General features: G+C 62.9%; 19 protein-coding genes. 5 read left to right on the top strand and 14 right to left on the bottom strand.

Features of this window, described 5'->3' with window-relative positions; translation table 11 throughout:
• Positions 1-187: 187 nt before the first annotated feature.
• Entirely contained in the window at positions 188-1,078 is an 891-nt protein-coding gene (locus ACYCCG_RS04830; protein WP_339442966.1) for an RHS repeat-associated core domain-containing protein, read from the top strand.
• On the opposite strand, the gene ACYCCG_RS04835 is transcribed toward ACYCCG_RS04830, so the two are convergent.
• Positions 1,075-1,851: a class I SAM-dependent methyltransferase gene (locus tag ACYCCG_RS04835; RefSeq protein ID WP_459669575.1), complete on the bottom strand. Its 777-nt coding sequence runs from the start codon at positions 1,849-1,851 to the stop codon at positions 1,075-1,077. The genes ACYCCG_RS04830 and ACYCCG_RS04835 overlap by 4 nt on opposite strands.
• Positions 1,852-1,955: 104 nt before the next feature.
• Between ACYCCG_RS04835 and ACYCCG_RS04840 the strand changes: the two genes are divergently transcribed.
• Positions 1,956-2,576, top strand: coding sequence for an energy transducer TonB (locus ACYCCG_RS04840; RefSeq protein ID WP_459669577.1), 621 nt, complete (start codon positions 1,956-1,958; stop codon positions 2,574-2,576).
• Positions 2,577-2,578: 2 nt separating this feature from the next.
• Here ACYCCG_RS04840 and ACYCCG_RS04845 read toward each other — a convergent pair whose 3' ends face one another.
• The 7 genes from ACYCCG_RS04845 to ppc form a co-directional block, all read right to left on the bottom strand.
• Entirely contained in the window at positions 2,579-3,268 is a 690-nt protein-coding gene (locus ACYCCG_RS04845; protein ID WP_274147770.1) for an extensin-like domain-containing protein, read from the bottom strand.
• The gene (locus ACYCCG_RS04850; RefSeq protein WP_339442967.1) at positions 3,268-4,098 is read right to left on the bottom strand and encodes an isocitrate lyase/PEP mutase family protein; all 831 of its coding nucleotides are present in this window, start codon (positions 4,096-4,098) and stop codon (positions 3,268-3,270) included. The genes ACYCCG_RS04845 and ACYCCG_RS04850 overlap by 1 nt, the downstream gene beginning before the upstream one ends.
• A gap of 28 nt (positions 4,099-4,126) precedes the next feature.
• Positions 4,127-4,996, bottom strand: a complete 870-nt coding sequence (locus ACYCCG_RS04855; RefSeq protein ID WP_459669579.1) for a DUF72 domain-containing protein — start codon at positions 4,994-4,996, stop codon at positions 4,127-4,129.
• Positions 4,997-4,999: 3 nt separating this feature from the next.
• The gene (locus ACYCCG_RS04860) at positions 5,000-5,290 is read right to left on the bottom strand and encodes a hypothetical protein (RefSeq protein WP_084850406.1); all 291 of its coding nucleotides are present in this window, start codon (positions 5,288-5,290) and stop codon (positions 5,000-5,002) included.
• 131 nt (positions 5,291-5,421) lie between these two features.
• On the bottom strand, positions 5,422-6,096 hold the full coding sequence (gene tsaB, locus ACYCCG_RS04865) for a tRNA (adenosine(37)-N6)-threonylcarbamoyltransferase complex dimerization subunit type 1 TsaB (RefSeq protein WP_003252230.1): 675 nt from the start codon (positions 6,094-6,096) through the stop codon (positions 5,422-5,424).
• Between the two features lie 140 nt (positions 6,097-6,236).
• Entirely contained in the window at positions 6,237-6,887 is a 651-nt protein-coding gene (gene adk / locus ACYCCG_RS04870; protein ID WP_004575467.1) for an adenylate kinase, read from the bottom strand.
• A 257-nt stretch (positions 6,888-7,144) separates the two neighbouring features.
• Positions 7,145-9,772, bottom strand: coding sequence for a phosphoenolpyruvate carboxylase (gene ppc, locus ACYCCG_RS04875; protein ID WP_209963905.1), 2,628 nt, complete (start codon positions 9,770-9,772; stop codon positions 7,145-7,147).
• A gap of 262 nt (positions 9,773-10,034) precedes the next feature.
• Here ppc and ACYCCG_RS04880 point away from each other — a divergent pair, with 262 nt between their 5' ends.
• From ACYCCG_RS04880 to ACYCCG_RS04890, 3 genes are all read left to right on the top strand, one after another.
• Complete coding sequence (locus ACYCCG_RS04880) at positions 10,035-10,379, top strand: hypothetical protein (protein WP_021785939.1); 345 nt, start codon at positions 10,035-10,037, stop codon at positions 10,377-10,379.
• Between the two features lie 276 nt (positions 10,380-10,655).
• Positions 10,656-11,069 carry a DUF4398 domain-containing protein gene (locus tag ACYCCG_RS04885; RefSeq protein WP_020190164.1) on the top strand — a complete coding sequence of 138 codons (414 nt, stop codon included), beginning with the start codon at positions 10,656-10,658 and terminating at the stop codon, positions 11,067-11,069.
• A 50-nt stretch (positions 11,070-11,119) separates the two neighbouring features.
• Positions 11,120-11,911 carry an OmpA family protein gene (locus ACYCCG_RS04890; protein WP_176682731.1) on the top strand — a complete coding sequence of 264 codons (792 nt, stop codon included), beginning with the start codon at positions 11,120-11,122 and terminating at the stop codon, positions 11,909-11,911.
• Between the two features lie 177 nt (positions 11,912-12,088).
• On the opposite strand, the gene ACYCCG_RS04895 is transcribed toward ACYCCG_RS04890, so the two are convergent.
• From ACYCCG_RS04895 to lysS, 6 genes are all read right to left on the bottom strand, one after another.
• The gene (locus ACYCCG_RS04895; protein WP_003252219.1) at positions 12,089-12,415 is read right to left on the bottom strand and encodes a hypothetical protein; all 327 of its coding nucleotides are present in this window, start codon (positions 12,413-12,415) and stop codon (positions 12,089-12,091) included.
• Complete coding sequence (locus ACYCCG_RS04900) at positions 12,412-13,335, bottom strand: alpha/beta hydrolase (RefSeq protein WP_339534142.1); 924 nt, start codon at positions 13,333-13,335, stop codon at positions 12,412-12,414. Before ACYCCG_RS04900 ends, ACYCCG_RS04895 begins: the two co-directional genes overlap by 4 nt.
• Positions 13,307-14,584 (bottom strand): flavohemoglobin expression-modulating QEGLA motif protein, encoded by a 1,278-nt coding sequence (locus tag ACYCCG_RS04905; RefSeq protein WP_339534144.1) that lies wholly within the window; start codon positions 14,582-14,584, stop codon positions 13,307-13,309. The genes ACYCCG_RS04900 and ACYCCG_RS04905 overlap by 29 nt, the downstream gene beginning before the upstream one ends.
• A 135-nt stretch (positions 14,585-14,719) precedes the next feature.
• Positions 14,720-15,268 carry a hypothetical protein gene (locus tag ACYCCG_RS04910; protein ID WP_014592169.1) on the bottom strand — a complete coding sequence of 183 codons (549 nt, stop codon included), beginning with the start codon at positions 15,266-15,268 and terminating at the stop codon, positions 14,720-14,722.
• Between the two features lie 30 nt (positions 15,269-15,298).
• A complete protein-coding gene (locus ACYCCG_RS04915; protein WP_209963896.1) occupies positions 15,299-16,003 on the bottom strand; it encodes a TetR/AcrR family transcriptional regulator in 705 nt (234 codons plus the stop codon).
• 190 nt (positions 16,004-16,193) lie between these two features.
• Positions 16,194-17,696 (bottom strand): lysine--tRNA ligase, encoded by a 1,503-nt coding sequence (gene lysS / locus ACYCCG_RS04920; RefSeq protein ID WP_209963893.1) that lies wholly within the window; start codon positions 17,694-17,696, stop codon positions 16,194-16,196.
• Between the last annotated feature and the right edge of the window lie 3 nt (positions 17,697-17,699).

Consider the following 17,699-nt stretch of genomic DNA (forward strand, 5'->3'; position numbering starts at 1 on the left):
CACTGATCGATGTTGGACACAGGCCATTGTAGGGGGCCTTGTGTCGCGATAGAGGCGCACAACGGGCCATATTCGCCAATCAGCCGAACCTGTTTAACCAATGCCCCTACCTAGCATTTCTGCCAGTAGCCAAACAGAAAAACTCCCGGTAGGTTCATATCTAACTCATTAACATGAACGCATCACCATGCCAGCGCACACACTGATTTTTTTCTATAAGGATAATAAGCTTTCAACCTGGCATACAGGGAGTACTCACCAGACATTGCTCAGCGCCAATAACCGGAATCTAAGCGAAACGACAAATACCCCTCCACAAGTACGTCTATTGGCCACCGACGCACAAGAGTCAACAGTCAGCATTGGCTCGAAAAGCCAGAGGAACATTAACTACAGCCCTTACGGCAATGACAATTGCCCGCCTACCAACCCCTTACTATCTCGATTCACAGGCCAGAGTTGGTTACCCTCTGCCATAGGTTACTTGCTAGGTAATGGTCACCGTCTGTTCAATTCAAGACTGATGCGCTTTCACAGTGCGGACAGCTTTTCCCCGTTCGGAAAAGGTGGTCTCAATGCCTATGCCTATTGCGGTAACGACCCCATCAACAGAGTGGACCCTAGCGGCAGATTTTTCGGAAGGCTGTACAAAAAGTTAAATGGTGGCTACTCATACAAGAAGCTGGCTCCACGTCTGGATGAGCGCAGACCTAACCTATCTAGAAATGAATACAATAAGCTCTCAAAATCCATCAGCAAGCGCCAACTCAGATCTGAAAAAAAACTAGAACTTGGACTTAAATATGACGCTCCTCATACAACGGAAAATGTGCTCCAAGAATTAAGCACGCTTGATCGGCAACACGCAACATTGAAAAAGTTGTCAGCTGACCAGAACGGTCGTTTTAACTTTACACTTACTCAAGAGCTACATGGTGAAATTCCAGTCTACTCCGGCCCTAGCCGTAAAACCGCTGAAGATATACTTGGCGGCCCTTCAACCATTGACCCTTCAATCCCGGAAGACTTTGTAGACCAAGAGTTGAAAGAACGCCTGAGGCGCCTGCGTGGAGACTAGGCCTTCAACGCCTTCTTCGGATAAATGTCATAGCGGCTCGACTTGCCTTCCAGGCTGTGGCTGGGCTTCGGCCCGTCGATGATCGGTGCCTTGCGCGGGCGCTTCACCACCACCCGGTGGCTGGCCAGCGCCAGGGCGGCTTCGAGCAGCGCCGGGGCATCCAGGTCATCGCCCACCAAAGGCCGGAACACGCGCATTTCCTTTTTCACCAGGGCGCTCTTGTCGCGGTGCGGGAACATCGGGTCGAGGTAGATCACCTGCGGCGCCTCCCCTTCCCAGGCGCGCATGCGCTCGATGGCGTTGCCGGTCAGCAGGCGCATGCGCCCGACAATCGGGCCCACTTCTTCGTCCGCTCGCGCCCGCGCCAGGCCGTCCTCCAGCAGCGCGGCAATGAGCGGCTGGCGCTCGATCAGGGTCATCTGGCAGCCAAGGCTGGCCAGCACGAACGCGTCCTTGCCCAGCCCCGCCGTGGCATCCAGCACCTGCGGCCGGATACCTTGGGCAATGCCCACGGCCTTGGCGATCATCTGCCCGTTGCCACCGCCAAACTGGCGGCGATGCGCAGCCTGGCCTTCGACGAAGTCCACGCGCACCGGCCCGGGCGCCTGCGGGCCCAGTTGCTGAATCTGCAAGCCGTCGGCGCCCACCTGCACAGCGAAGCCGGCGGTATCGTCCTGCAGCGGCAGGCCCAGGCGTTCAGCCCACGCCCTGGCCTGTTGCGCATACTCAGCTGTCATTGTCTCGACCCTGATACCCGTGCCTTGCTCTTCCATCGTTCACACCCGAAAAATCAAACCAAGCCCTTAATGAATCGGCAACCACGGCCGATACAGGCAATATCCCGCTATTCTGCCAGAGCACAGCGCGCACGACTGCCATGTCAGATACTCTTCCCATCGGCTTGACCTATTTGTCGCCTGTCGGCAACTACAGTCAGCACAACACCCAGGCACTCGGGGGCGTCAGCCACCTGTGGCAGGATTTCTTTGCCCGGGCCATGGCCGAGCAGCAGGAAGAGCCCGTAGACGGCGTCAGCCAGTCGTTCGTGCAGTACGATCAGGACAGCGGCGAACCCATCGGCGGGGCCCGTGCCCTGGCCCTGATCGACGCCCAGCGCGCCTGCCCGGTGCAAGACACCGTGGTGGCACCGCCCGAGCCGCTTTTCCTGCCCAAGGCCGAGCTCGAGGCCAAGCTGCTGCCACCCGCGCCCGAGCCGTTCAGCGCCATTGAACTGATCGAGCAGCAGCGTCAGCTCGACATCAACAACAGCTGGCTGCGTCCGGTGGTAATGAGCCAGGGCCAGCCCATTGCCGAGCCTGGCCCGGGCCCCACACCACGGTTATTGTTCCTGCCCATTGCCGAGCTCGAGACCAACCTGCTGGACCCGGCACCCGAGCCGTTCGACGAAGCCACCCTGGCCAAGCAGCAGAATGACCTGGAGTTCGACATCCACTGGGCGCGCCCAGTGGTGCTGAACAACGTGCGCGCGTACGCCTGAAGCTAACGACAGATCTGCCAGCGCCCCATGTCCAGATGGAAGTGGTTGCGGTGCGCAGCGTTGTAGTCCGGCCCCAGTACCGTGCTGAAGCTCTCGCAAGCTGCCCGCTGCACCCGGTGCAGGAATTCCGCCTTCTGTCCACCTGCCTGCCAGTCACGCGCCAGAATAATGCGCCGGCCGTCCTTCAGGCGAAATCCGCTGATGTCCAGCGCATTGGCCGTGGCGTGCTGGCTCAATCGGCCCTGCTTGCGATGGTAGACATTGCGGCAGGCAAAGCTGCCCAGGTGATCGACCTGCGTCACCGATTGCCCAAACACTTCCTGCGCCGCCGGCTGCAAGCCATGGTTCTCGAACAGTGCATAGGCCACCGCCAGCGGGCAACTGGCCAGAAAGCTGCTGCTCAGCCGCGCCTGGCCGCCCTCGATGCGCCAGACGTTCTGCAGCGGGCAGTTGGCCGACGCCGGGCTGTCGGCTTGTGCCCGGTAACGCAGGTGGCTGGTTTCCAGCGCCTGCCGGCACAGCGCCGGGTCATTGCGCAGGCGCGACAGTTTGTAGGGGGTCAGCAGGTTGGGCGGCTGGCGCACGTCCAGCGGCGCCCAGGGGTTCCACAGGGCAGGCAGGCGCCAGCCGAAGTGCCAGGCCAGGCCGGCCACCGTCAGCAGGCCGGCCAATATCGCCAGCAATGCCCGCATCAGCGGCGGAACAGGTCGTTCAGTTGGGCAAACGGCATGGCCTGCTCACCGTAGCCGAACGTGCCCTCATCGCGAATTTCCAGCGCGGCTCGGTGAAAGGCCCCGAGTGCAGCACGGGCCAGCGAGGAGCCCACACTGATGCGACGCACGCCCAGGTCCTGCAACTGGTTGACGTTGAGCTGCACGCCCGCCATGCCCATCAGCACATTCACAGGGCGCGGTGCGACTGCCTGCACCACGGCACGGACTTCCTCCACGGTACGCAGCCCCGGGGCGTAGAGCACGTCGGCACCGGCTTCGGCGTAGGCTTGCAGGCGCAAGATCGTGTCATCGAGGTCCATGCGCCCGTGCAGCAGGTTTTCTGCCCGGGCGCACAAGGTGAACGGAAATGGCAGGCCACGCGCCGCCTGCACAGCGGCGCGCACGCGCTCCACGGCCAGCCCGAAGTCATAGATGGGCGCATCACTGCGGCCACTGGCATCTTCGATGGAGCCGCCTACCAGGCCGACTTCGGCGGCACGCAGAATGGTCTGGGCACAGTCTTCGGGCAAATCGCCAAAACCGTTTTCCAGATCGGCGGCCACCGGCAGCGCGGTGGCATCGACGATCTCGCCGGCATTGTCCAGCGTATCGTCCAGGCTCAAGGCGCCTTCGGCGTCTGGCCGGCCCAGGCTGAAGGCCAGGCCTGCACTGGTAGTGGCCAGTGCCTCGAAACCCAGGCTGGCGAGCAACTTGGCGGAGCCGGCATCCCACGGGTTGGGGATGACGAACGCGCCGTCGCGCTCGTGTAAAGCCTTGAAGGCCTCAGCTCGCAGGGTTTGCACATCCATGGTTCAACCTCCGGCAGTCAGGGAAAGGTCAGAGTAGCCCTAATTGTTCGACCTCAGGGGCGCGCGGCAATTCCGGCAAAGGTGCCAGGCCCGGCAGCCGTGCCATCAGCCGCTGATGGAAACGCTGGGCCAGCGCCGCAGCCAGGCGATTGTCCGAGGTGTGCAGGAAGATATAGGGATTGCGGCCTTCTTCGATCCAGGCGGCGACTTTTTCTACCCAAGGGCCGAGGAAGGTGTGGTTGGCCTCCAGTTCCGGATGGCCGATGAAGCGAACCTGAGGGTGCTGGCTGAAGGCTGCCGGACGCGGTGGCACCCTGGGCTTCTTCGACTGCGCATGCAGCACGGCAGGGTCGCGCGAGGTGCAACTGAACAGCGCGCGCGGGTCGAGGCAGATGCGCTCCACGCCGCGTTCGTGCAGCAGGCGATTGAGCAGGCGTTCTTCCTCACCCTTGGCAAAAAAGGCCTGGTTGCGCACTTCCACGGCCACGGGCACGGCGATCTGATCGAGGAAGTGACAAAGCTCACCCAGGCGCGCCGGGCCAAACTGGGCCGGCAACTGCAGCCAGTAGGGTGACACGCGCTGGCCCAGCGGGGCCATCAGCCGGGTGAAGTCGAAGGCAGGCTCAAGCTGGTCACGCAGGTCGCCCTCATGGCTGACATCCCGCGGAAACTTGGCAGTGAAGCGAAAGTGCTCGGGCATGACTTGCGCCCAGCGGGCAATGGTACCGGGCGCGGGACGTGCATAGAAAGTGGTGTTGCCTTCGACGGCGTTGAAGACCTGGCTGTAGAAGCCAAGCATTTGATTACTGCTGGCGTCGGCGGGGTACAGGTAGTCGCGCCAGGCGTTTTCGCTCCACGACGGGCAACCGAGAAAGTAAGGCAGTGGTGACGGATTCATCCATCAAATGTACAGGTCGAGCCCCAGTACTTCCATGTCCCAGTCGGTAAAACCGGCAGTGCTCAGGTAGCTGGCCAGTGCGGTGGCGGTGCGGCGGTCACGGGCACGAGGGAAAACCATGTCCTGCTGGCGGGCTGGCAGGCCACCGCCAGGGCGGCGGGCGGTGGTTTCCTGCGGGGCGGCTTCTGCCTCCTCGATTACCTCGGCATCGTCGATGGCCTGGTCACGCACCGCTGCTTTGCGCGAGGTGCGCTTGAGCGGGTAGGACTGCGATGAGAAACCGTCGATACGCATGGCATGAGCACTCAGGACCAATGATGGCAATTTAGCAGCATCAGGGTTCCGTCGCTAATGCTTGAGTGATAACTGGACCACAGATCGCGCAAAAGGTTTTAGTGTGTTCGGCGATAACCGACGAACAGCACTCAGTGCTTCTTGGGCGTGGCTACATTATCGCGCAGATAAACCGGCTGCGCCTGCTCGGCGACGATTGCCTCGCCACGCGCCCAGGCGAAGGTGGCCAGGCTGAGGACGTCCAGGGCATTGGGCAAGGCGCCAGGGTTGCTCGCGGCCACCTGAACCGCCAGGCGCTCGGCATAGCCCCATCCGGTACCGGCACCGAACCACTCGCCATTGCTGCCTGCCGGCAGCGCCACCTGCTCGGGCGGCAACACGGCTTCACGGCCGACCAGGCGCATTTCGCCCGCCGTGGCCTGGTAGCAACCCCAGTACACTTCATCCATGCGTGCATCAATGGCCGCTGCCACCTGCTGCACACCATGCTCGCGCAATGCACCCTGGGCCAGTGCGGCCAGGTTGGACACCGGCAGCACCGGGCGTTCGAGGGCAAAGGCCAGGCCTTGCACCACACCGATGGCAATACGCACGCCAGTGAACGCGCCCGGGCCGCGGCCAAAGGCAATGGCATCCAGCGCATTCAGTGCCACGCCAGCGTCGGCCAGCAGTTGCTTGATCATCGGCAGCAGCTTCTGGGCATGCATGCGCGGGATCACCTCGTAGTGGCTGGTTACCTTGCCGTCATGCAGCAGCGCGACGGAACAGGCTTCGGTGGCGGTATCCAGGGCCAGCAGGGTGGTCATCGAACGGGTATCCAGGTGCGAATGAAAAAGAGCGGCAGTATAGAGCAGCAGCGGCGTTGTGTCCCGAGGGGGCCGCTGTGCGGCCTACAAACGACAACGGCCCGCAAGCGGGCCGTTGTCGAGGTGCGTCAGGCGCCGGTTCAGCTCAGGGCTGCCAGGACCTTGGCGGTGATGGCTTCAACCGAGCCGACACCTTCGATGTGGCTGTACTTCGGCTTGCCGCCATTGGCAGCCGACAGCTTCTGGTAGAAATCCACCAGCGGTTTGGTCTGGCTGTGGTAGACCGACAGGCGATGGCGAACGGTTTCTTCTTTGTCGTCGTCACGCTGGATCAGGTCTTCACCGGTCTCGTCGTCCTTGCCTTCCACTTTCGGCGGGTTGTACTGAATGTGGTAGGTACGGCCCGAGGCCAGGTGCACGCGGCGGCCCGCCATGCGGCCGACGATTTCTTCGTCGTCCACGGCAATTTCAACCACGGCATCAATGTCGACACCGGCAGCGACCATGGCTTCGGCTTGCGGGATGGTGCGTGGGAAGCCGTCGAACAGGCAACCGTTGGCGCAATCAGGCTGAGCGATGCGCTCCTTCACCAGGCTGATGATCAACTCGTCGGAGACCAGCTGGCCTGCATCCATGACTTTCTTCAGCTCCAGGCCCAGCGGGGTGCCGGCCTTGACGGCGGCACGCAGCATGTCACCGGTGGAGATCTGTGGAATACCGAACTTTTCGGTGATGAACTTTGCCTGAGTACCTTTACCGGCCCCGGGAGCTCCCAGCAGAATTACGCGCATCTTGTGCTCCTCAAATTTTTTTATGAAATTCAATGGATTCGGCGACCAGGGCCAAGTCCGGAAAATCGGGTATGACCATAAATCGGTCAGAAGGCTGCTCAAGATACACAGCGCCCGGCAGCCAGACAAGCGTCCCAAAGTTGCAGGAATGCGCCACTTGCGGCTGACCGGGCAGGCGGTTGCGCCCGGCGCAACCACCCTCCCCGTCATTGTGCCGGGCCTGTATGGCACTCGCCAGACACGACCCGGGCTTGCCCTTAGCCGGTGTTGCGCAGCCCAGCGGCAATACCCGCCACGGTCACCAGCAAGGCCTGCTCCAACGGGCTGTCCAGAGCGGCTTCGCGGCTGCGCGAGCGAGCCAGCAGCTCTGCCTGCAGGCGGTGCAACGGGTCCAGATAGGTATTGCGCAGGCTAATGAATTCCAGTGTCTCGGGGCTGTGCGCCAGTAGCACCGGCTGCCCGGTCAGGCCCAACACCACCTGGCATGACTGCGACAATAGGTCGCGCAGGTGCGCACCTAAAGGGAGCAAGTGCGGTTGCACCAGACGTTCGTCGTAGGCCTCGGCAATTTGCGCATCGGCCTTGGCCAGCACCATTTCCAGCATGTCGATGCGGGTGCGGAAGAACGGCCATTGCTCTCGCATCTGCGCCAGCAACTCACCCTGTCCCCGGGCCAAGGCATTCGTCAGCGCGGTTTCCCAGCCCAGCCAGGCCGGCAGCATCAGCCGGGTCTGGGTCCAGCCGAAGATCCACGGGATGGCGCGCAGGCTTTCGATGCCCCCGGCGCGACGCTTGGCCGGGCGGCTGCCCAGCGGCAGGCGCCCCAGCTCCTGTTCTGGCGTCGACTGGCGGAAGTACTCGACGAAATCGGGATTATCCCGCACCACGCCGCGGTAGGCCTGGACACCATCGGCAGCCAACTGGTCCATCACCTCACGCCAGGCCGGCTGCGGGGGCGGCGGTGGCAACAGCGTGGCTTCAAGCACGGCAGCCAGGTACAGGTTGAGGTTTTGCTCGGCGATGCCCGGCAAGCCGAACTTGAAGCGAATCATTTCACCCTGCTCGGTGGTGCGGAAACGCCCCGCCACCGAACCCGGTGGCTGCGACAGGATCGCGGCATGGGCCGGGCCACCGCCTCGCCCGACCGTACCGCCACGGCCGTGGAACAGCAGCAGCTCGACCTGATGCTCGGCACAGATACGCACCAGGTTTTCCTGAGCCCGGTACTGCGCCCAGGCAGCAGCCGTGGTGCCGGCGTCCTTGGCCGAATCGGAGTAACCAATCATCACTTCCTGCGGGCCGCGCAGGCCCGCACGGTAGCCCGGCAGGCCAAGCAGGCGCTGCATGACCGGGCCGGCGTTGTCGAGGTCGGCCAGGGTCTCGAACAGTGGCACCACACGCATGGGGCGGGTCAGGCCGGCTTCTTTGAGCAACAGTTGTACCGCCAGTACATCCGAGGCGGCCCCCGCCATGGAGATGACGTAAGACCCCAGCGAGGCGGCCGGTGCAGCGGCCACTTCCCTGCAGGTCGCCAGCACTTCGGCGGTGTCCGCTTGCGGCTTGAAATGCGCAGGTAGCAGGGGCCGGCGGTTTTTCAGCTCGGCCTGGAGGAACGCGATGCGTTGCTCCTCATCCCAGTCAGCGTAACGCCCCAGGCCCAGGTAGTCGGTAATCTCGGTCAGCGCATCACGGTGACGGGCAGCGTCCTGGCGCACGTCCAGGCGGCCCAGAAACAGGCCGAAGGTAACCGCGCGACGCAAGCAGTCAAGCAGCGGGCCTTCGGCGATCACGCCCATGCCGCATTCGTGCAGCGACTGGTAGCACAGCTCCAGTGGCGCGATCAGGTCGCGGTTGTCCACCAGCACGTCGGCACCGGCTGGTTGGTTGCTGGTCAAGGCCGAATGCGCCCATGCGCGTGTCGCACGCAGGCGGTCGCGCAGTCGCTTGAGCACTGCGCGGTAGGGTTCGGCACTGTCGCCGACCTGTTTGTGCAGGGCGTCGCTGGCCTGCTGCATGGACAACTCGGCGGCCAGTGCATCGATGTCGCGCAGGAACAGGTCGGCGGCCATCCAGCGCGCCAGCAGCAGCACTTCGCGGGTGACGGCAGCGGTCACATTGGGGTTGCCATCCCGGTCCCCCCCCATCCACGAGGCAAAGCGGATCGGCGCGGCCTCCAGCGGCAGGCGCAGGCCAGTGGCCTCCAGCAGGGCCTTGTCGACCTTGCGCAGGTGGCTGGGGATGGCGTGCCACAGCGAATGCTCGATCACTGCGAAACCCCACTTGGCTTCGTCTACCGGCGTAGGCCGGGTGCGGCGGATTTCTTCGGTATGCCAGGCCTCGGCGATCAGCCGGCGCAGGCGTTCGCGCACTTGCTGGCGTTCTGCCGGGGTCAGGTCACGATGGTCCTGTGCGGCCAGTTGGCCGGCGATCGCGTCGTACTTCTGGATCAGTGTGCGGCGGGCCACTTCGGTGGGGTGTGCGGTGAGCACCAACTGGATATCGAGCTTGGCCAGTTGCCGGGCCAGGGCGTCGTTGCTGTGGCCGGCCTGCTTCAGGCGCCCCAGCAGCTCGGGCAGTACCCGCGCTTCGAAAGGTTCGGGTTGGTCAGCGTCGCGGCGGCGGATCAACTGGTACTGCTCGGCCATGTTGGCCAGGTTGAGGAACTGGTTGAAGGCCCTCGCTACAGGCAGCAGGTCTTCTTCGGCCAGGTCCGCCAGGGTTGAACTCAGTTGCTCACCAGGGCCGCGGCGGTCGGCCTTGGCACTGTGGCGGATGTCCTCGATTTTCTGCAGGAACGCATCGCCATGCTGCTGGCGAATGGTTTCGCCAAGCAGTTCACCCAACACATGGACATCTTCACGCAAACGCACATCGATATCGGTCATTGGCGCTCTCTCCGTTGCATCCCTATCAGCCTCAGCGCGCCCTGTGCAAGCGCGGGTTAACCCGTGAACAACCCAAGGCGGTGCCTGGCACCGGCGTTGCCGGTGTTCGCGGGTAAACCCGCTCCTACAGGGGGGGGCGGTATCCCCCAAGAGTGCCCACAGCCGGGCGACGATGGCAAGCCGTGATCGGCCAAACCAAACTAAAGTGAAAGCACAGCACTCCCATGCAGTGCAGCCTTTCCAGGCGTCAACAGAGGTCATCATGAAAATCCGTGAACTCGCCCAGCACTGGGAACAGAATGCCGCCGGTACCCTTAGCCGTACCGGCCATGTCCTGCACCTGGACCTGGAGTCAGAAGCGCGCCTGGCCGCGCTGATCGACATGTACCCCAAACGCACGGCCGAAGAACTGCTCGGCGAACTGGTCGCAGCCGCCCTTGAAGAATTGGAGGCCAGCTTCCCCTATGTGCAGGGACGCCAGGTCATCGCTACCGACGAAGAAGGCGACCCGCTGTACGAGGACGTCGGTCCTACGCCGCGCTTTCTCTCCCTGTCCCGCCAGCACCTGCACAACTTGAGCAACGCTACAGTCGACAGCGACAAATAATCCTGCGCTCCTGCGTTCCGGGCCTGCTGAAGGCCCGGAATACAGCTCCAGCCTGGGAAAGTTCCAGGCAATTCGCACTGACCGATCAGTCAGAAATAGTTATCCGATTCCGGCGCTTTTTTCTGAACTATTCGAAAAACGTCCGAGTCGGAGCCAATAGCCATCACGCTAAAACCCTGCACACTGCCCTCGTGCACCGTTGAGCTGAAGCGCGCGGTTTTGTCAGGGATTGAGCGATGGACTGCTACGGACATCGTCGTTATCAGGAGTGATCCAATGGAGCTGACCACCATGAAGACCCGCACTAGCAAACTGTCATCCACTCATGTGCGCGGGTTCAAGCTGGCCGCGCTGGCACTGGGCAGTAGCCTGGTCCTGGCCGGCTGTGCGGGCAATCCGCCCACCGAGCAGTATGCCGTTACCCAGTCCGCCGTGAACTCCGCCGTCAGCGCCGGCGGTACAGAGTTCGCCGCCGTGGAAATGAAAGCGGCTCAGGACAAGTTCAAGCAAGCCGAAATCGCCATGCACGACAAGAAGTACGACGAGGCCAAGCGCCTGGCCCAACAGGCCGAGTGGGATGCCCGCCTCGCCGAACGCAAGGCCCAGGCAGCCAAAGCCCAGAAGGCCGTGCAGGATGCCCGCCAGGGCGTTCAGGACGTACGTGAGGAAGGCCTGCGCAGCGTTCAGTGAGCCCTGCCCCGCCAACCTTAGCCTTCGCACACGATCAAAGGATGAACACTATGCGCAAACACGTCATGATTCCCGCCCTGCTGGCCCTGAGCGTCGGTCTTGCTGCCTGCTCGCACGATCCGAATGCCAATCTGGAAGCGGCCCGCACCAACTTCTCTTCGCTGCAGAGCAACCCGCAAGCGAGCAAGGTCGCGGCACTGGAGACCAAGGACGCCCAGGACTGGCTGAACAAGGCCGACAAGGCGTACATGGACCGTGAAGACGAGAAGAAAGTCGACCAACTGGCCTACCTGACCAACCAGCGCGTCGAAGTGGCCAAGCAGACCATTGCCCTGCGCACCGCCGAAGCCGAGCTGAAGAACGCCTCGGCCCAGCGCGCCCAGGCCAAACTGGATGCCCGCGACGCGCAGATCGCCAAGCTGCAGGACAGCCTCAACGCCAAGCAGACCGACCGCGGAACGCTGGTGACCTTCGGCGATGTACTGTTCGACTTCAACAAGGCCGAACTCAAGAGCAGCGCTTACCCGAACATCACCAAGCTGGCGCGGTTCCTACAGGAAAACCCGGAACGCAAGGTGATCGTCGAGGGCTACACCGACAGCGTCGGCTCGGCCAACTACAACCAGACACTGTCCGAGCGCCGCGCCAACAGCGTGCGCATGGCACTGGTACGTGCCGGGGTAGATCCGGCGCGAATCGTTTCCCAGGGCTATGGCAAGGCGTACCCGGTAGCGGACAACTCGAGCAACTCGGGCCGTGCGCAGAACCGTCGGGTGGAGGTGACCATCTCCAACGACAACCAGCCGGTGGCACCGCGCTCGGTGAGCCAGGCTCAGCAGTAAGGCTGGTTAGCTGAAATGACAAGCCCCGCGATCGACGCGGGGCTTTCTTTTGCCTGTTCTGGCCTCTTCGCGGGCACGCCCGCTCCCACAGGTACGGCGCCAGTCTCGAGTTTTGCGCGACCCTGTGGGAGCGGGCGTGCCCGCGAAGAGGCCAGAACAGGCAGCAGGGATAATGGCTCACTGCACCTGCTGTGGTGTTTCTTCGCCCATGCAGCGCACCGCACGCTTGCGGTTGTCCACCAGCACGCCGGTCAGGCCTTTCTGCTGGGTGTCGAACAGCACCAGCACGCCGTCGACGCACTGGGCCACTTGCGGCGCCGGGTCCAGCGATACCTTGTAGTCCTCGCCGGGGATGGTCTTGAGCATGGTGAAATCCTGCAGCAGCAGGGCATCTTCGGGCTTGGCGAAATGCAGGTAACCGTAGTACCACAAGGCCCCCACCGTCACGATGATGCTGCCGACGCCGGTCAGGATCAGCGGGATGGCGTTGCGTTCTTCACTCATTGCTTGTTCTTCTCGTCAGGGTAATTGGGCACTTCGGCTAGCCGCCGCAGGCCGTTGAAATGGCTGGGGTCATCGAGGAACCGCAGCATCACCTGGCGCCAGGTAGGGTCGGCGAAGGTCTGTACGTGCCCACCTCGGGTCAGTTGCAGCACCCGAGGGGGTGGCGCGTGCTGATACAGGCGGATGCCGTTGTCCATCGGGACCAGGTTGTCGTCGATGCTGTGGAAAAACAGCTTGGGCGGGCTGCTCAGTCGCTCGATCGAGTGGATCGCGCTGTCGCCGTCCGGCACCAGCCACGACAGCGGAACCTGCAGTGGCCAGGTCATCCAGGAGGTGCTCAGAGCAAAGCGCCCCACCGCGCGGTAACTGGCCGGCACGCCATCGAACACCAGGGCGCTGAAGCGCTGGCGCTGCTCCGGGTGTGCCGCCAGGTAATGAATGGCCATGGCACCACCCAGGCTCTGCCCCAGCAGTACCAGCGGCTTGCCCCTGACCTCGGGGGCCTGCTCCAGCCAGGCCATGGCTGCGGCAATGTCCTCGTACACTTGCGGCAGGCTTGGCTGGCCCTGAGACAAGCCATAGCCGCGGTAATCGATCATCAACACCTGGTAGCCCCGCTCCGGCAGCCAGTAGCTGCCCCCCAGATGCCCAGGCAGGTTACCGCCGTTGCCGTGCAGGTGCAGCACCGTGCCCTTGACCTCCACCCCGGCCTTGGCCGGCAGCCACCAACCGTGAAGGCGGATGCCATCAGCAGTGGTCAGCGTGACGTCGCGGTATTCCAGCTTGGCCCGCTCAGGGGTGAAGGCCTGACCACGCTCGGGGTAGAACAGCAGGCTGCTGCAGCCCCCAAGGCTCAGCAGGACCAGGCCCAGGACCAGCAGACGGCAGTGCTCAGAGAATGTTCGCGTAGTCGGCTTCAATACGGTCCAGGCTCAGGTGGTTGAGGAAGTTGGAGAAACACATCCAGGCCGACAGCGCGTTAAGGTCGCGGAACTGTTCGGGCAGGTACTTGGGCGGCTCGACCAGCCCCTCCTCGACAAGTTGGCGCAGGGTGCGCATGTCTTCCAGGGTGGTTTTGCCACAGAACAGCAACGGGATCTGTTCCAGTTTGCCCTTCTTCACGGCCAACTGAATGTAGTTGTAAACCATGATGAAGCCCTTGAGGTAGGACAAGTCCTTGGTGAATGGCAAGCCGTTGGGCACCGACCCGCGGAACACCCGGCTGGCGTTGCTGTAGCTCTGCGCCATCTCGAAGCCCTGCTCGCGGAAGAAACCGTAGACCTGCATGAAGTCTGCGCCCTCCTCGACCATATGGATGGCTCGGGTGCGGTTGGTGAGCTTGCGCAGGCGGCTGGGGTAGGAGGCAAAGGCGATCACCTCCATGAGGATGGCCAGGCCCTCCTGGGTTACCGTCGACGAGGGCGGGCCCTTGGCCAGGAAGGTGCAGATCGGCTGGTTCAGGCCATTGAGCGTGGTCCCGACGTGCACCAACCCTTCGTGCACCTCCAGGGCGCGCACATCGCGGGTGTTGAACATGGCATCGGCACGCACCTTGATGTAGTCGGCACCGGCTGCGGCGTCAGCGACGATGCCGTCTGACTCGAACACACGAATGGTTCCCTCGGCCTCGCCGAACACTCTGTTCAGCCGGTGCTGGAGGATCTCCACGGCCTCCTTGGCGGTGAGGTTCTTTGGCTCATCCTTGAGGTCACCACGGCCATCGATGTTGTTCAGGTAATCCGACAGCATCAGCCCAAGGTCGGCCAGTGTCGGGTCACCAGCGTGGAAGGCATCCGAGGCGGCGCCGTACAGCTCCTGGGAGATCAGGCCGAAATCCTCGGTGCCGCGCGCCTCGAGCATGCGCACCACCATGCGGTACTCGCGGCACATGCGCTTCATGATCTGCCCGACCGGGTTGAACTGGCCCAACTGGCGAATGATGTCGCGCTCGATGCCCTGGAACTCGGCCTTGACCGCGCTGGAGTCGAACGACAGCGGGCGCGATTGGTAGTAGGCGCGATCAACCGCCGGCGGCTCCTTGCCCTTGGCCTTGAGAAAGCCCAAGCGGATGTTGTCGTCCCACTTCACCGCGTCCAGGACCCGGATAGGCGTCTGGGCCGCGACGATGCGGTCGGACAGGGCGCGGATGGTTTGCTGGTATTCGTCCAACGGGGACTCCTTTCTAGTACACGAAACCTGTACCGGCCTCTTCGCGGGCTTGCCCGCTCCCACAGGGACACCACAGGATCAGATACCTGTGAAATACCTGTGGGAGCGGGCAAGCCCGCGAAGACGCCAACACGGTCATTTGCCCGAGCGCTGGAACCGCGCCACTTCGACGAACAGGTCGGAGTTGGCCGGGTCGTCCAGGTAGGCCAGCACCCGCGCCGCCGGGCTGTCGATCAGCACGCCGTCGCCGTTGTCCTCCGGCACTTCGGTACTACGACCGCTCAGTTCCTTCTTGTCCACCGCCTGCTGCACCTGCTCGACATCCAGGTTGTAGACCACCAGTTCCTTGCCATCGACGATATCGAAGCCGCCAATCAGGAAATTGCCGCCCAGGCGCTTGGGCACGCCGGCCGACAAGTACCAGCGGTTGCCGTGACGCGACACGGTGAACACGTATTCTTCAGGGGCCTTGCCCTTGGCCGTGGCCACCGCCTTGTAGGCGTCGCCACCGCTACGGCTGATCACCAGTTTCAGCGGCTCCCCCCAGGCGTCCTTGCTGCTCCACTTGCCGAGCAGGGCCTTGGGCGCTGCCTGGTTGCTGGGCAAGGGCTCATGGAAGGTCACCAGACAACCGCCCAGCAGCAGGAATGACAAAGTCAACAACACCACACGCCAGGCTTTCATCAGGTTCTCCTTGAGAAGGTCGTTCTCGCCTCAGGCCGATGCCAGCACCAGCTGCAGGTATCGGGTAAGCATAGCGAGCATCTGCCCATCGGCTTGCGCATTCGCATCCTTGAGCAGGCCTTGATATTCCAACTGCTCGATAATCGCCGTCAACATCTGTGCGTCCTGCTCCGGCTGCCGCGAGCCTACTACCTGCAGCAATTGCCGGGTGCCGTGCAGCAGGATCTGTTCATGGGCGCACACCAGCTCTGCCAGCCGTGGGCACAATAACGCCTCCTGGCGGAAGGCCTGTTCGGCCATCAGGAAGTCACGGCGGTTCAGCAGTTGCCGCTGAACGTAGTCGGCGGTCATGCGCGCCACGTCGTCAGCCAGCCGCGCACGTGACTGCGGGCTGCCATCGCCCTGTGCCAGCAACTGGCGCAACACCACCTCGGTGTTGGCCCACAGCTTGGCCATGTAGGCCGCACTGCGCTCGACGTACTGGGCAAAGGTATCGGTGAGCAGGTCCTCGATATCCTTGAAGTAGTAGGTGGTGGCCGACAATGGCACGCCGGCCTCGGCGGCCACTGCCCGGTGGCGCACACCGCGCACGCCATCGCGCACGACAATGCGCATGGCGGCATCGAGAATCAACTGGCGACGCTGTTCGCTGCCTTGGCGGGCAGTCTTGCGGCCTTGGTATTGCACGCTTTCGGCGACGGCGGTGGCGATGCCGGCGGCGCCTTGGTCAGGCATGGCGGGTGTCACGGGGGATACCTCATGGGCAGTGTTTCGTCAGTACCGGCCTCTTCGCGGGTAAACCCGCTCCTGCAAGGGCCTGCTGAGGCCTTTGTAGGAGCGGGTTCACCCGCGAAGGGGCCAGCCCTGACAACATAAAGCTTCAGGCAAGAAAAAGCCGCCTCGAAAGGCGGCTCGTTCAGCTCACTCAGGCCTGCGGACGCATGTGCGGGAACAGGATGACGTCGCGGATCGACGGCGAGTTGGTCAGCAGCATCACCAGGCGGTCGATGCCGATGCCTTCACCGGCGGTCGGCGGCATGCCGTACTCCAGCGCACGAACGAAGTCGGCGTCATAATGCATGGCTTCATCGTCACCTGCGTCCTTCTCGGCCACCTGGGCCAGGAAGCGCTCGGCCTGATCTTCGGCATCGTTGAGCTCGGAGTAGGCGTTGGCGATTTCGCGGCCACCGATGAACAGCTCGAAACGGTCGGTAACGGCCGGGTTGTCGTCGTTGCGACGGGCCAGCGGCGACACTTCGAACGGGTACTCGGTAATGAAGTGCGGCTGTTCCAGCTTGTGCTCGACCAGCTCTTCGAAAATCATCACCTGCAGCTTGCCCAGGCCTTCATGGCCCAGCACCTTGGCGCCGGCCTTCCTGGCAATCTCGCGGGCGCGGTCGACGTCCTGCAGGTCGGCAGCGGTCAGCTCCGGGTTGTACTTGAGGATCGAGTCGAACACCGACAGGCGTGCGAACGGCTCGCCGAAGTGGAATACCTTGTCGCCGTACGGCACGTCCGTAGAACCCAATACCAGTTGCGCCAGCTCGCGGAACAGTTCCTCGGTGAGGTCCATGTTGTCACGGTAGTCGGCATAGGCCTGGTAGAACTCGAGCATGGTGAATTCAGGGTTGTGACGAGTCGAAACGCCTTCGTTACGGAAGTTGCGGTTGATCTCGAACACTTTCTCAAAACCACCAACCACCAGACGCTTGAGGTACAGCTCCGGCGCGATACGCAGGAACATGGCCATGTCCAGGGCATTGTGGTGGGTTTCGAACGGCTTGGCAGCGGCGCCGCCCGGAATGGTCTGCAGCATCGGCGTCTCGACTTCGAGGAAGTCACGCTCGATGAGGAACTTGCGGATGTGCGAGATCACTTGCGAACGCACACGGAAGGTGTGGCGGGTTTCTTCGTTGACCATCAGGTCGACGTAGCGCTGGCGGTAGCGCTGCTCGGTGTCGGTCAGGCCGTGGTGCTTGTCGGGCAGCGGGCGCAGCGACTTGGTCAGCAGGCGTACGTTGGTCATCTCGACGTACAGGTCGCCCTTGCCGGAACGGGCCAGGGTGCCTTCGGCGCTGATGATGTCGCCCAGGTCCCAGGTCTTGACCGCGGCCAGGGTTTCTTCCGGCAGGGTCTTGCGGTTGACGTAGACCTGAATACGGCCAGTCATGTCCTGGATAACCATGAACGAACCACGGTTGAGCATGATGCGGCCGGCGACCTTGACCGGGATCGCGGCTGCTTCCAGCTCTTCCTTGGTCTTGTCCGCATACTGCTTCTGCAGGTCGTTGCAGTAGCTGTCGCGACGGAAGTCGTTGGGGAAGGCATTGCCCTTGGCACGCTCGGCGGCAAGTTTTTCCTTGCGCAGGGCGATCAGGGCGTTTTCTTCCTGTTGCAGGTCTTGCGATTCGGTCTTGAGGTCGCTCATGTC

The sequence above is a fragment of the Pseudomonas sp. VEM90 genome, from assembly GCF_054611535.1.